Raw genomic sequence first — 14,323 nt, 5'->3', positions numbered from 1 at the left:
AGGGGTTCGGTGTCGCTCGTGAGGGTCAGCTAGCGTGCGGGTCGAGTGCAATGGATGCCGGATCGTCGGCCATTCCCGTGCGACGCTCGGCGCAGAACACGAACGCGAGCACGGCGCTCATCAGCATGAAGACGCCGACCACGATCATCGGCGCGTGATACGAGCCGGTCGCGTCTTTCATCGCGCCCGTCAGGTAGGGCGCCACGAAACCCGCGAGATTGCCGACCGTGTTGATGAGCGCGATGCCCGCCGCAGCCGCCGCACCAGACAGGAAGCGGGCGGGCAGCGCCCAGAAGTTCGGCAGCGCGGAGAAGATCGCGCAGGCAGTGACGGTGATGACAGCGATGCTCGCTGACGGCGACTTCATGAACAGCGCGAGCGGAATGCTCAGTGCGCCGACGAGCGCGGGAATGCCGATATGCCAGTTGCGCACGCCGTGCTTCGTCGCATTGCGGCTCCACAAAAACAGCACGATGGCCGCGGGCAGATACGGCACGGCCGTGATGAGCCCCTTCTGGAACACGTTGAAGTGCGAGCCGAACTGACCTTCAAAACCGCCGATGATCGTCGGCAGGAAGAACGCGAGCGCATACAGGCCGTAGATCAGGCCGAAATACATCAGCGCGAACATCCATACGCGGCCGCTCTTCAGGGCGGCGCCCGCGCGATGCGAATACTGATGCTGACCGGCGCTGGCTTCGCGCCGGCGTTGTTCCGCGTCGAGTTCGGCGGTGAGCCATTCGCGCTCGTTCGACGACAGCCAACGCGCTTCGGACGGCCGGTCAGTCAGATAGAACCACGCGACGATGCCGATCACGATCGCGGGAATGGCCACGCCGAGGAACATCACGCGCCATCCTTCCAGCCCGAACACGCCATGCGCGCCGATCAGGAGCGCGGCAAACGGCGCGCCGACCACGATGGTCAGCGGCTGCGCAAGATAGAACAGCGCGAGGATGTGGCTGCGATGACGCTGCGGAACCCACGTGCTCAGGAACAGGATCGCGCCGGGGAAGAAGCCCGCTTCGGCCACGCCCAGCAAGAAGCGCAGCGTATAAAGCCCGGACACGCTGCTCACCCAGGTGAACAGCAACGCGACGATGCCCCACGTCACCATGATTCGCGCGAGCCAGCGGCGCGCCCCGAATCTATGCAACGCGAGGTTGCTCGGCACTTCGAGAAATATATATCCGATGAAGAACACGCCCGCCGCGAAGCCGAATTGCGCAGCATCGAGCCCGAGATCTTTGGTCATGCCGTTCGGCCCAGCAAACGAAATCGCGGTCCGGTCGAGAAAATTGATGAAGAACATCAGCGCGACGAACGGTACGAGCCGCATCGACACTTTTCGTATGGTCGACCGCTCCAGCTCACTGGACCCGGCGTTTTGCATTGCGGTTTGCATTCCGTCCTCCGACGTGACTCGCGATCTTCGGCGAGAAACCACAGATCACACATGTGCTGCGCTGGTGTGATGAGTAGACCACAATGCTTAAATCGTTGGCAGTGGGTTAACTACCGAGCCCCTCGGGCTTCGCTTCGGCGCGGTCCTTACAGAACCGCACCGCTCTCGAAACGAGCGATCACAACGACATACGGACGAAGCGTGACCGGGCGCGCGACGTCGAGCGGCTTTCCGTCAAGCGCTGCCGCCCCGGCCGCCGCCCCAACCGAACACTCATCGAGCATCGCCGCATCGCCAGCGCCGGGTGCCGGGCCGTTCCATGCGAAGCGAACGGAGCGCGTCGCGTCGGTCAGGTTGGCCGCGAGCAACCGAATGGCGCCGCCTGCGTCGCGGGCCGCCACGCAAGCGATCTCGCGCGAGTCTCCAACCGCGACCCGCAGACGGTCGAGCCCGCCCATGTCGGCCAACGCCCGCGCCACATGAAACGCCGGATAGCGCGAAACGGCCCCGCCGCTGCCCTCCTCGGCCAGACCACGAGGGCCCGTCAACGCGCCTAGCGTGAACGTGTCGAGCCCCGCCTCCGCCAGCGCCGCCGCGTATCCCACCAGCCATGCGGCCCCGAATAATGCCTGCTGGCGCGGGTCGGCTCCCGCCATCGCAATGCGCTCCGCATCCGGGTTGGGCATGACGCGCGAACCGTACGGGTTTTGCCGCATTCCGATAGAAATCGGTCCGATTGCGTACGGCCTCGCGCCGATCAACGCCCGGCACGAACGCGTGATATGAGGAATCGCTTCAAGCGTCTGCATGACGCTGAGATCGTCGGCGGCGTGGACGATGGGACAGGTCGCGTGCGTCACCCAATCAACCAGTTCGAGCGGCGGCCGCTTACGGTTGAGTTCCGTGAAATAGCTGAGCACGCCACCGCCGATGCGCAGCGCCGGCAACGCCAGCCGCGCCTCGCGGTAGACCTCGTCGAGCGAGGGGCACGGCGGGCTGATACTGCCCGGCGGATTCGACTGACGATGCACGGCGGGACTCACGATCACGCCAGTCAGTGCGAGCTGCGCGGATTCGATCTGCCGGGCCAGCATCTGCAATTCGGCACGCGGCGTTTCGACGCCCGGCAGCGCGTATTCCAGCACGGCGTCGGTGGCGCTTTGTCGTTGCAACGCTGCGAACCGCTGGAGTTCGTCTAAGCCGTGACCGGCGGTCGGGTCGAAGCTGAAAGTGAGTTGCCGCGGGGCGAGCTCGTGCAGAAGGACAGCATGCGCATGCGCTCCCTCCACTTCATCCACGGTGATCGCGACACCGAGCGCGGGCATGGTCTCAGCACCTTCGCTCACATCGATCAGGATGGTTTTTGCGGCGCATGCGTCAGCCCGGCGCAAGGCGCCAGGCGTCTTTTGAACTACGCTCAGCGTTACGCTTTGTTCGAGCGATTCGCCGGCGTCGAGCGTATAAGGCCACGGCCATTCGAGGGGGCGCGAGTAAGTTTTGAACGACGCGTCCGACCAGTTGCGCTGATCCTCCATTTCGAACACGTCACCGGTGAATGCGCAACGCACGCTGAGGCCAACCGCCAGATCATGCTCGATCGAGCGAATGTTCCTGAACGGTTGCCATGGATCGATCAGCGCCGGAAACGACGCACATTCGATTGTGCCGTCGCCATGCTCGACGCGTGCCGGCGCACCGGCCACGTCTTCGATCGGATGCAGCACGCAGAATCCGCTGCGTGCCGTGAGAAATGTGCTGTGCGCCGTCAGATTTGCGCGCAATGTCAACGGCCCCGCCGCCGTGCAGCTGATCGACAGCGCGTAGCTCAGCACGTCGCCGTCCGGGTTTTCGCAGCGCGCGCGATAGGCCACGCGGAAACCTTCGGACGTCTCGTCGATTTCGACACCGCTCAACACCGGCCGGCAGGTTCCCCAATCCTTATCGCGCACCAGAAATGCCACGGCGCGGATCACCTCGATATCCCCAAAGCGGATGTCGCGTAACGCACCATCGGCGAGCGAGGCGGACCATGCTCCCACCGAAAGCCGCCGCGCCGGCGGGACGGCCTGCGTCGTGCCGTAATAGAGCTTCGCGAGGCCGGCGTTCATCGCGCCGCCCTTTCGCGTTGGTCTTGCGCCGCCTCCGTGCTTTTGGTCCCGGCAAGCGCAATGCTGCGGCCTTCTTTCGCCGACTGATACGTCGCTTCGACCAGCGCCAGCGTTCGCAGATTGTCGCGGCCGCTGGTGGCGGGTTCGCGTGCGCCGCAAAGGCACTCGATCCAATGCTTCTGGATCTCCAGCACGCTGCCTTGAATCGCCTCCCACGGCGAACTCGCCCACGACAGCTTGCGCGGTTCGGCATTGTGCGTATGGGTGCCCTCGGCGGTATGGATCTGCAACCGGTAATCCGCGAGAAGGCGCAGCGTGCCGTGCGAGCCGTCCACTTCGATCAGCGTCTGCGGGAATAGCTCGTGCGGCAAGCGCGTCGCGTAGCTGCAATCGACAATGCTGCTCACGCCGCTTTGATGACTTAGCAGCACGGTGGCGACGTCTTCGCCGCGAATCGCCGGATTCACACGTGCCGTGGTCGCGCTCAAACGGACTACATCGCCGAACAGAAAGCGAGCAATGTCCAGCACGTGAATACCCAGGTCCTCGACGATGAAGCGTTCGGTTTTCGCCAGATATGGCTGGCCGCTGAACACGTCGAATGCCGAGCGGAACGATACGCGGCCCCAGAACGGCTGCCCGATCGCGCCGTCGCGCAAAGCGGCGCCTACCGCCTGAATCGCGCTTTGCCAGCGGAAGTTCTCGTGCACCATGAGCGGGACGCCCGCTTCGCGGCATGCGTCGACCATCGCGCGGGCGTCGTCGAGCGTTTGCGCGAATGGCTTCTGGCAGATCGCGGCGACGCGCGCAGCGGCGGCCATCTCGACTAGCGCGCGATGGCTCGACACTGTCGTGGCGATATCGACGAAATCCAGGCGTTCCGCTTGCAGCATCGCGGCGGCATCGGTGTAAAGCCGCTCGATGCCGAACGCGCGGCCGCTTGCAGTCAGGCGTGCCTCGTCCGCGTCGCACAGCGCGACGATTTGCGCGCCGTCAATGTCGCGCCATGCATGCAGATGGTTTTGCGCGAAGAATCCGCAGCCAATTAACGCGCCCTTGAGCACGCGTTCGCTGCCGTGCGGTTGTTGCATGTCCGATGCGTTCATCGCTCACACTCCCGTCGCGGCCTGTTTCTGCAGTGCAAAGCGTTGCTGCACGCGGCGCTGAATCTGATCGACCACGACGGCGGCCACGATCACCACGCCCTTGATCACGGTTTGCCAGAACGCGCTGACACCCATCATCACGAGGCCATCGGAAAGAATGCCGATCACGAACGCACCCACAATCGTGCCGCCGATCTTGCCGCGTCCGCCGGACATTGAGGTGCCGCCCAGCACGGCGGCCGCAATGGCGTTGAGTTCGAAAGTCTCACCGCTCATCGGGTGCGATGCGACGAGTTCCGAAGAAATGATCAGGCCAACAATCGCCGCGCAAAAACCCGAAAACATGTACACGAACATCTTCACGCGATTAACTCGCACACCAGACAGCTGCGCGGCGCGCTCGTTGCTGCCAATCGCGTAAATCTGCCGGCCGAGCGGCGTGCGAGCGGCGATATACGCGGCCACCAGTCCGACCACGATCAGCAGCCAGATGGTCAACGGAATGCCGAGTATTGTCGCGCCGCCAAGAAGCGGAAAGCCAGTCGTGCCGTAATCGGGGTTGCCCGTAAGGTTCGGAAACGTCTCCCCGCCCGAAGACAGCAACGCGGCGCCCCGAGCGATATACAAGGTGCCGAGCGTGGCGATGAACGGCGCGACGTTCAGGCGTGTAATCAGCAGCCCGTTGATCGCGCCGACCGCCACGCCTGTCAGCAGCGCGACGACGATCACCTCCGGCACGCTCAGAAACAGCGTGTACTGATCGCCGAGCGGAATGCCATGCAGGATCAGCCCGCCCGCCACCATGCCCGACAACCCGACAATGGAGCCGACCGAAAGATCGATGCCGCCCGCGACGATCACGAACGTCATGCCGATCGCGAGAAACGCGTTCAGCGCAACGTGACGCGACATGATCAGCAGATTTTCGATGCTCAAAAAATTGTGCGCCGCGAACGAAAAGAAGATCGCCACGGCAAAAAGTGCAATGAACGTGCGCAGCTTCAGCAGCAATAGAAGCGGCGCCTCGCCGATACTCGCGCCGGGCGCCGCGCCTTTGATGGCCATCGTCATGAATCGTCTCCAGAGTGGCTGGAACAGGAAGCTCGAAGTGAGGCTGGAAAATGAGGCTGACAGTGAAGCTGAGCAGACCCGGGAGCGTCAGGCCGCGGCACGCTGCTCGTCGGTCGCCGCGCCCACCCGGTGACCCACCGCCGAGGCCGCGACCAGTGCATCCTGAGTCGCGTCGGAGGCCTCGAATTGCGCCGTCACGCGACCGTTCGACATCACGAGAATGCGATCCGACAAAGCCATCACCTCTTCGAGATCGGAGGTGACAAAGAGGATGCCTAGCCCTTTCACCGCGAGATCGCGCATCACCTTGAAGATGTCGGCCTTCGCGCCGATGTCGATGCCCCGGCTCGGTTCATCCATCAGCAGCACCTTGGGCGTGGTCATCAACGCCCGGCCGATCACGACCTTCTGCTGATTGCCGCCCGAGAGAGAACTCACCGGCAGGCGCCAGTCGGCGACCTTGATCGCGAGGTCCTGGATATAGCCCGCGATAGAGCGCTGCTCGCGCTGCGTGCTGATATGAAAACCCCGCGCGAACTTCATGAGGCTGGAGAGCGTCATGTTCTCGCCGATCGAAAGGATCGGCATCAGCGCGTCGGCCTTGCGGTCTTCCGGAATCAGCGCGAGACCTTGGGCCACTCGGCGCGCAATCGGCTTGCCGCTCAAAGGCTTCCCGTCGAGCACGACCTCGCCCGTCGCGTGCGGATGACAGCCCAGAATGCACTCGAACAGCTCGGAGCGCCCAGCGCCCATCAGCCCGTATATGCCGACGATTTCACCCGCGTGCAGCGACAAAGACACGTGATCGACCAGCAGCCCACTGCCTTTGCGCGGCAACGAAACGTCGCGTACGGTCAGTATTTCGACACCGCGCTCGTGGCCGATCGGGCGCGAAAAATCCTTGGTGTCGCGACCCACCATCTGACGAACGATCCATGGGACGTCCACGTTGACCATCGGCTGATTGCCGGTGATGCGGCCGTCGCGCAGCACGGTGATGTAGTCGCCGATACGGATCAGCTCTTCCAGCCGGTGCGAGATGTAGACGATCGCGACGCCTTGCGCCTTCAGATCCGCGATCACCTGAAACAGCACGTCCACTTCGGCCGCGCTGAGCGCCGAAGTGGGCTCATCGAGAATCAGCACACGTGCGTCGTGCGCGAGGGCCTTGGCAATTTCGACCAGTTGCTGCTGACCAATGCGCAGATCTTCGACGAGCGTATCCGGGCTCACGTCCAGTTCGAGCCGTTTGAGCAGTGCGCGCGCCTTGCTGCGCTGCGCGTCGGCATCGATGTCGATGCCCGCGCGAGTGATCTCGTGCGCGATGAACACGTTCTCCGCGATGCTGAGATTCGGAAACAGATTGAGTTCCTGAAACACGATGCCGATGCCGTGACGCAGCGCGTCGGCGCTGCTCGTCAGTTCGACCGGCTGACCGTCGAGAATCAGGCGGCCCGTGCTCGGTTGCTCCGCCCCGGCAATGATCTTCATCAAGGTCGACTTGCCCGCGCCGTTTTCGCCGACCAGCACGTTGACCGACGCGCGCCGCACCGCGAAGTTGACCTCTTTCAGCGCGACCGTGCCGGGATAAACCTTCGTCACACCTTCGACGTGAAGAATCACGTCGTCGTCGAAGCTCTCTGGCGCACTCATGATTTGCCTCCCAGCGAAAGCGCGAGCGGCACGACTTCGGGTTGTTCGGCCGACGAGTCATACGCGAACGCACCCGTCACCGAAATCGCTTTGCCCTTGAGCCCGTCGCGCGGCACCGGCTTCATCACATGCGTGGCGGCGTAGCTGTTCAGCGCGGTGCCGAACTGCGCGTATTCGATCTGATTGCGGAAACTCGTGAAGGAGATGAAATCGAGCGTGTCGCGCAAGGTCGTGCCGAGCACGGTCGGACCGATATCCACCACGACGTCCGGCTTGCCGTCACCGTCGATGTCGACACCCACCGTGCCTTGGCTCGACTGGGTATCCACTTCGACGATGGTACCGTGCAGCGTGGTCGGGAAATTCCACGGCGCGCTGTCGTCCTTGCCGCGATAGCCGTACTGCTTGCCCGCGGCGTCCGGGTCCGCCTTGATCGCGTCGCGCAGCCGGGTGTAGTCGGTCGCGCGCTTCTCCACGTCGGGCACGATCTTCGTGCTCCACATGGAGGCGACCATCGCGTTCGCGTCATAGCCACCGGACGCATAGGCATCGCGTGAATTTTTCGACGTTTGTGCGTCGTGCTTGACCAGTTTGCAGCCCTGCAACGCTCCAGTCGCGACGAGCACGACGATCGCCGCGTACATGCAACCTCTCATGGATAACCTCTCGGTACGCCAGATGAGAAACGGTGATGTGATGCGGGAATGCGCAGGGCATTCCCGCACGCCGGGCGCGCGCCTAGCGCAGCGCGAACATGTCGAGCTTCGACGCGTTTGCCTTGGTGATCAGCGAGCAGTTGATCAACTGCTTTTCGGGCTTGCCGGTCGAGCCGGTTTTCAGATACTTGTCGGCCTGCTCGACCGCCTGAGTCGCGGCCAGTGCTGCCGGCTGCAGAACCGTCGCGCGGATTTCGTTGCGCATGATGGCGTCGCGCACGTCGTTGCTGCCGTCGAAGCCCACCACGATCACGTCCGGCCGCTTCGCTGCCTTGAGTGCCGCCGAGGCGCCCATCGCCATCGTGTCGTTGCCAGCAATCACGCCCTTGATGTCAGGATGGCTCTGCAAGATGGTTTCCATCACGCGATACGCTTCGGTCTGGCTCCAGTTCGCCGACTGCCGCTCGACCATCTTCATGTTCGGGAACTGGTCGATCACGTCGTGATAGCCCTTCGAACGGATACCCGCGTTGATGTCCGCCTCGCGTCCGACCAGTTCGACATAGTTGCCGCTCTCGCCCAGCGCCTTGACGAAGCTGCGCCCGCCGAGTTGCGCGCCCTGATAGTTGTTGGACACGATCTGCGAGACGGCGATGCCCGTCGCGTTGATCTCGCGGTCGATCAGGAACGAGGGAATGCCCGCGCTCTTGGCCTTTTTCACGGCGGAGATGGACGCTTCCGAGCCGGCGTTGTCGAGAATGATCGCCTTCGCGCCGCGTGCGATCGCGGTATCGACCAGGTTCGACTGTTTGTTGGCGTCGTCGTCGTGAACCAGCACGATGGTGTCGTAGCCGAGCGCCTTGGCGCGCGCGTTCGCCGTGTCGGCTTCGGCTTTGAAGAAGGGGTTGTCGTGGGAAGGAGTGATGATGGCGATCAGATTGGCCGCCTGCGCGGCACTGCTGGCGCCCACGACCGTCAATGTGGTCAGCGCGAGCGCGAGCCACCGCTTGGATAGTTTCATTGTCTGTCTCCTGTCTGGTTGAACCTCAAGGCACTGCCTGAAACCAGTCAACGGCCGCGAACTAGTTGCCATCATCACTTATGCCGTCATGATGTCATCATACCAGCAGGTTACGTCGCTTCAAGGGAATTTACTCCAGGGTTTTCTCCAACGGAGGCGGGGGAAACGTCGCGCACTCGGTGTCGAGCCCGTGCGTGCGCCGATTGTTAGCGGCGGTGAAAAATACGTTTGGATGGCGGCGCAAAGTTGAGTAGAAACATCAACAACGGCTTTGTCGCGATAAGACTCAAAGAGCGAGCGGGATAGATATACGAAGTAGTGCTTATATTGCGAGGTCGTAGAATTGGTGAGCGGCGGACGGATGGGTCCCGCGAGCACATTCCATCTGTCCTTTGGCGATCATGTGCATAATTTCGATGCCGGCCAGAAGAATCCGGGCACAGCGAAAGGTCTTGAACCCTAGCATGGGCCGCGTTCGTCGCTTGATCGCCCGATGGTCCTGCTCGACCAGGTTATTGTGATATTTGGACTGGCGGATCTTGATGGGCGCTTCACGACCGGCATTGATCGCTTCGAGCGCGGCGAGATTGGCGCCGCTTTTGTCGATGGTTACCGTCTCGGGTACCCGGTTCCAGGCGATCGATTTCTCAAAGTAACGCCGGGCCGCAGTCTTGTCCCGATGGGCGCGTAGCAGAAAGTCAATGGTGTTGCCTTCCTTGTCGACGGCCCGATAAAGATACCGCCATTCCCCTTTGACGCGGATGTACGTCTCGTCCATCCGCCAGCTCTGACCCACCGGGCGCTTGCGGCGGCGAAACGCTTTCTCCAGCACCGGCAACAGCTTGATGGCCCAGCGGTGCACAGTCGAATGATCGACTGAAACACCGCGCTCAGCCATCATGTCTTCAAGGTGCCGCAGGCTCAGCGGATAGGCCACGTACCAGCGCACGCAAGTCAGGATCACGTCGAGCGGATAGTGCAGGCGTTTGAGTACCCGGGCCACCGCAGGATTCATCGTCTTCATCTAGCTTTCAGTCGTTCGTGTCGTTCCGCCCATCATAGCGGACCGCCTTAATGCAACAGAACCAGTCGCCCTGCCTCTTGAGCGTGTGCGGCCACCCAACGGTCGATTGACATCGCTGGCCGCTCGGGGTCCGGCGGAAAGATGCACCACCTGCCGTCACGATGACGAAAAAAAAACATTGCTATTGAATTCGCTGCATTATCTGCGACGACGCGAACGTAACGTGCTTTACCCCATCGTCCAACATGACTGACTCTAAAACATCCGTGAGGGTCGGCCAGCAGCCAATCCTGAACCAAATCTCTCAATGATCTTGCTGAGACTGCCACGACAACTCCTTTATTCCCCGAACGCCCGCCGTAAATTGAACCGGTGCCGCTCTCTTACGCACTGAGGCGCGTCGCAACTGCGAAGTTAATGACCTTAAGACCGTGGACCGCTCTTGCGATTGGTGGCGCTGGGATGACCAGCGAGCAAACGATCGCTATAGGCAATCGTTTCTCACACGGCTTGGAAAATGCTTTGCACGGTTCCGAGCCGAAAGATCGATCGGTCCAGCAGCAGCGAAAGCGACAGAAGCTTCCTGCGACGCGACGAAGCCCAGTGCGACGTCAGATCGAAACGGGAACATCTTTCGCACGCAGACGTCGTCATATCAGTAGCGGCAAAGGCAGATACTTCGGATCAGCGACCAGCGCGAGATGCAGCAATTGCTCCTTATAGTCGCTGATCGTCGCCCGCGCCGCGCTGGCGCTGTCGATCGACGGACCTGATGTTTAGCAAAACTCATCGGTGAATGATGGCGCGTGCCCTTCCATCCAGTCATAGTGGCCGTTTGCAGACCACGCCCAGTTTCTTGCGATTTGCGTCTTCGCGACGGTCATTGCAGGCTGGTCATCATTCGCCGGCGTCTCCGGGTCATGGTAGCAAAGTCTACGATCATTGATACTCGACCATAGATGATATGTCCTCCGGTTCATATGAAAACTGATAGCCCCTCAGAAGCGGTCCTATTAAGCGGATAAAAAAGGACCATATTAGATAGCCCAAGCACAACCACGCCCGATGGGCTCCGGCCGCGGAGCGAGTTGCATCAGAATGTTCTATTTCCGCCTAGCGAACGTCGTGCGCGACGCTTCCTTCGGTACATAGTTTCTCGCCATATTCGCGCCAGAGCAGAGCGCGGCATGGTGAACGACCCGCCCAGTAGACTCCAATCGATGACATCGCATAATCGATTGAGCGCGACTCCATTGCCCATACCTGACCGTCCTTTGAGAAATCGCGATACAGTGAGGCCTGTTGCGCGGAGTAACGGAGCGCTTCGCGGCGCGCCGCTCAGCCATAGCGATAGACCCCGTGGGCCGTCTTGCGGCCGAGCCGGCCCGCTACGACCAATTCGCGCAGCAGCGGGCAAGGGCGATACTTTGGATCGCCGAAGTCGTTATGAAACACCTCCAGCACCGACAGACAGACATCGAGCCCAACTAGGTCCGCGAGCGCGAGCGGACCGATCGGGTGATTCGCGCCGAGCTTCATCCCCGCGTCGATCTCCTCCGCGCTCGCCACGCCCTCGGCAAGCAGAAAGAACGACTCGTTGATCATCGGTACAAGGATCCGGTTCACCACGAAGCCTGGCGAGTTCCTCACGCCGATCGGCGTCTTGCCGAGGCGTTGCGTCAGCTCGTGAATCACCTGGGCGGTGGCGTCGCTCGTCAGCAGCCCGCGGATGATTTCCACGAGTGGCATGAGGGGCACTGGGTTGAAGAAATGCATGCCGATGAAACGCGAAGCGTCATCAAGCATCGCCGCGAGTGCCGTGACCGAGATCGACGACGTGTTCGTCGCGATGATTGCGGCGGGGCGCGCCACCGATTCGATCTGATTCAGAATCCGGTGCTTGAGTTCGACGCTTTCGGTCGCTGCTTCGATCACGAGATCAACGGCCGAAAGACGCTGATAGTCAGTCGAGGTCTCGATGAGCGCGAGACAAGCGTCGCGCGCCGCCCGGTCCAGCTTGTCTTTCACAACGAGCCGCTCAAGGTTGGTTTCGAGTGTCGCCAGCCCCTTCGCTAGCGCAGCCTCGGTGACATCGATCAGCACGACCTTCAGTCCGGCAATGGCTGCGGTCTGCGCAATCCCGTTGCCCATCGTGCCTGCGCCGACGATTCCTACTGTTTCGACTCCCATGTTCTTCCCGTTGCAATCATTGCTTGCGTGGAGTTCTTCGAGGTCCTCAAATATGGCTGCGATGTCCTGCCTCCAATCGATGCACATCGTCACGAACGAATAGCACCCGTGGGACGCGCTTCAGCTCGTGGAACGCCTTTACTGTGATCAGCGCGCTTGTCCCGCCGATCGGATGGCCAAGCGAGACACCCGAGCCGTTCGATTCACCCTTGACCGGGTCGAGCCGCAGCCCCCGCGTCACCGCGCACGCCTGCACCGCCCTCACACGCGAGGGGCTTCGGGCAGGCGTTCACCGCCGCGCACGACGTATTTGGCGGGATACAGTGCGACCAGAACCTCGACTTCGTCCTCCGGTGCCCCGGTGCACGCGCTCCATATCGCGCTCACCTTTTTGGCCGGCGACAGCACGGCGCCGTCGCTTCGCCCATCACGTATGTGGCAGAAGATCAGCGTTTCGGAAGTGGGCTCTCCAGAACGGTAGGTGTTCTCGGGCGTGGCTTCGTGGAATACGACGCTAATCAAGTCGAGCGGCGAGAGGATGACCTCCTTGATCGCGCTCGTGAACTCGCTGGCGATCCTCGCCTTGACGCCAGCTTCGATTCCGACCTTGCATTCGCAAACAATGATGGGCATGTTGTGTCTCCGTGAAGAGGGGCTACTGAGGCCCTCAGTCTCTCCCAACGTCGCCGTCGGTGATTGCAACGCGGCGCCACCACTTGCTTGAAAGTGCCATGACATGACATGGCGTCGTGGCCTCGTGCCAAGCTCCTTATCGGTGGAGCGGTGCCACCTGCGACGTATGTAGTACCCCAAACAGTGCTCACGCGTACGGCACCCGCTAGGGCGTGCGTTCAGAGAGTCCCCTCGCCGAGTCAACGTCCAAGTCAAGCAACCGGGTCATTTTTGCATCGGCGCTAACAGATAGCGCGTCATTTCGGCAAACTTTGGGCACACATGCGGCCGTTGTCCAACAAACCGAAAACTGCGCACGTACGAGAATGGATCGCCGATGGAGAATTCGCGCTCAATCGCGACCAACTGCCATGGACCGGTGACGAAGCGTTCAATGGCATTGACCAGCGAGGGCAGCACGAGGCCGCGGTTTGCGACGATACACGACAGCATGCACTGCCAGTTCTCCATCCATGTGCGCGATGCCACCAGGTCAGCCGGCTTACGCCCTCGCTTTCAAATGGAGCGTGCGCACCTGCATAGGAAGATTTTAGACTGCGAGCTGCGCGAGCGCGCGGTGCGCATGGTGTTCGAGCGCCGTGCGGAGTATGCGACGCAGTGTGAGGCGATCCAGTCGATTGCCGCCAAGATGGACTGCTTGCGCGAGACGTTAAGAAATTGGGTTCGATAGGCTGGGAGTGACCGCGGTCTGAAGGCCATACCCACGGCGCAAGAGCATCACCGCATTGGCTTCATTGACAAGCATCGCTTCTTGTATTGGGTCGAGCCCGAGTTGCAGAGTGCTGGCGATCGCCCCGTCGACGTATTACTTACATGCGTCCCGACGCGCTAATTCGCGTCGACCGGCGCCGCCGCGACCTCGTCATCCGTTGCTGGGTCAGCACCTCCGGCGCGTTTGGACCGCAACTTTCGGGTGTACGGCGCGCGCACGGTCTGGTGGCAATTGCTGCGCGAAAGGTTCACGCTCGCGCGCTGTACGGTCGAGCGGCTGACGAAGCGGCCTGCCTTCCAGACCCCTTCGACCCCGATTACGCGACGCATGGGTTCCACCTGCCGCTCGGGCACCTTGAAGCGCGCAGAAAGCCGGATGTCGCTTCGGGATCCTGACGACGTGAGGTAAAGTCGGCCGATATTCGAAAACGGCCGATTGTCATCTTCGATCAGCGTCGCGTTGGGATCAGACGAGCGCGCCCAGTGCGGCGGCATCAAAGCCCTGCAGGTCGCGTGAGCTCCCGCTTGAATCTTCATGACCCAGTTCGGGTCGCCGATCAATGCCCGGCCGACGGCAATCAGGTCGAACTCGTTATGTTCCGTGCGCTCAACCAGCCGATGCACGCTCGCCGCTTTTGATCCCTTGCCAGCAAAGGCGTTCAGGACGTCGCCGTCCAGGTCCACG

At 61.8% G+C, this 14,323-nt stretch carries 12 protein-coding genes and 1 pseudogene; all 13 read right to left on the bottom strand.

Annotated elements, in window-relative coordinates:
• Window positions 1–25: 25 nt before the first annotated feature.
• Complete coding sequence (locus OKW37_RS26215; protein ID WP_429402653.1) at window positions 26–1,405, bottom strand: MFS transporter; 1,380 nt, start codon at window positions 1,403–1,405, stop codon at window positions 26–28.
• A gap of 146 nt (window positions 1,406–1,551) precedes the next feature.
• Window positions 1,552–3,513, bottom strand: coding sequence for a D-apionate lactonase (gene apnL / locus OKW37_RS26210; protein WP_429402652.1), 1,962 nt, complete (start codon window positions 3,511–3,513; stop codon window positions 1,552–1,554).
• On the bottom strand, window positions 3,510–4,619 hold the full coding sequence (locus tag OKW37_RS26205) for a Gfo/Idh/MocA family protein (RefSeq protein ID WP_429402651.1): 1,110 nt from the start codon (window positions 4,617–4,619) through the stop codon (window positions 3,510–3,512). Before OKW37_RS26205 ends, apnL begins: the two co-directional genes overlap by 4 nt.
• Window positions 4,620–4,622: 3 nt before the next feature.
• Window positions 4,623–5,690 carry an ABC transporter permease gene (locus OKW37_RS26200; protein WP_429402650.1) on the bottom strand — a complete coding sequence of 356 codons (1,068 nt, stop codon included), beginning with the start codon at window positions 5,688–5,690 and terminating at the stop codon, window positions 4,623–4,625.
• 87 nt (window positions 5,691–5,777) lie between these two features.
• A complete protein-coding gene (locus tag OKW37_RS26195) occupies window positions 5,778–7,343 on the bottom strand; it encodes a sugar ABC transporter ATP-binding protein (protein ID WP_429402649.1) in 1,566 nt (521 codons plus the stop codon).
• On the bottom strand, window positions 7,340–7,987 hold the full coding sequence (locus OKW37_RS26190; protein ID WP_429402648.1) for a DUF2291 family protein: 648 nt from the start codon (window positions 7,985–7,987) through the stop codon (window positions 7,340–7,342). Before OKW37_RS26190 ends, OKW37_RS26195 begins: the two co-directional genes overlap by 4 nt.
• Before the next feature lie 94 nt (window positions 7,988–8,081).
• Window positions 8,082–9,020 carry a D-ribose ABC transporter substrate-binding protein gene (locus OKW37_RS26185; protein ID WP_429402647.1) on the bottom strand — a complete coding sequence of 313 codons (939 nt, stop codon included), beginning with the start codon at window positions 9,018–9,020 and terminating at the stop codon, window positions 8,082–8,084.
• A 322-nt stretch (window positions 9,021–9,342) separates the two neighbouring features.
• Entirely contained in the window at window positions 9,343–10,044 is a 702-nt protein-coding gene (locus OKW37_RS26180; RefSeq protein ID WP_429402646.1) for an IS6 family transposase, read from the bottom strand.
• Between the two features lie 1,338 nt (window positions 10,045–11,382).
• Window positions 11,383–12,234 carry a 3-hydroxybutyryl-CoA dehydrogenase gene (locus OKW37_RS26175; protein WP_429404288.1) on the bottom strand — a complete coding sequence of 284 codons (852 nt, stop codon included), beginning with the start codon at window positions 12,232–12,234 and terminating at the stop codon, window positions 11,383–11,385.
• Window positions 12,235–12,279: 45 nt separating this feature from the next.
• Window positions 12,280–12,493, bottom strand: a pseudogene (locus tag OKW37_RS26170) (acetyl-CoA C-acyltransferase); the annotation flags it as partial.
• 2 nt (window positions 12,494–12,495) lie between these two features.
• On the bottom strand, window positions 12,496–12,867 hold the full coding sequence (locus tag OKW37_RS26165) for a tautomerase family protein (RefSeq protein ID WP_429402645.1): 372 nt from the start codon (window positions 12,865–12,867) through the stop codon (window positions 12,496–12,498).
• A gap of 264 nt (window positions 12,868–13,131) precedes the next feature.
• Window positions 13,132–13,377, bottom strand: a complete 246-nt coding sequence (locus OKW37_RS26160; RefSeq protein ID WP_429402644.1) for a hypothetical protein — start codon at window positions 13,375–13,377, stop codon at window positions 13,132–13,134.
• A gap of 378 nt (window positions 13,378–13,755) precedes the next feature.
• Window positions 13,756–14,322, bottom strand: a complete 567-nt coding sequence (locus OKW37_RS26155; RefSeq protein ID WP_429402643.1) for a hypothetical protein — start codon at window positions 14,320–14,322, stop codon at window positions 13,756–13,758.
• Window position 14,323: the final 1 nt, after the last annotated feature.

This window comes from Paraburkholderia sp. MM5482-R2 (assembly GCF_050436125.1).
In the GTDB taxonomy this organism is placed as follows: domain Bacteria; phylum Pseudomonadota; class Gammaproteobacteria; order Burkholderiales; family Burkholderiaceae; genus Paraburkholderia; species Paraburkholderia tuberum.
This window is presented reverse-complemented; position numbering and strand designations above follow the sequence as displayed.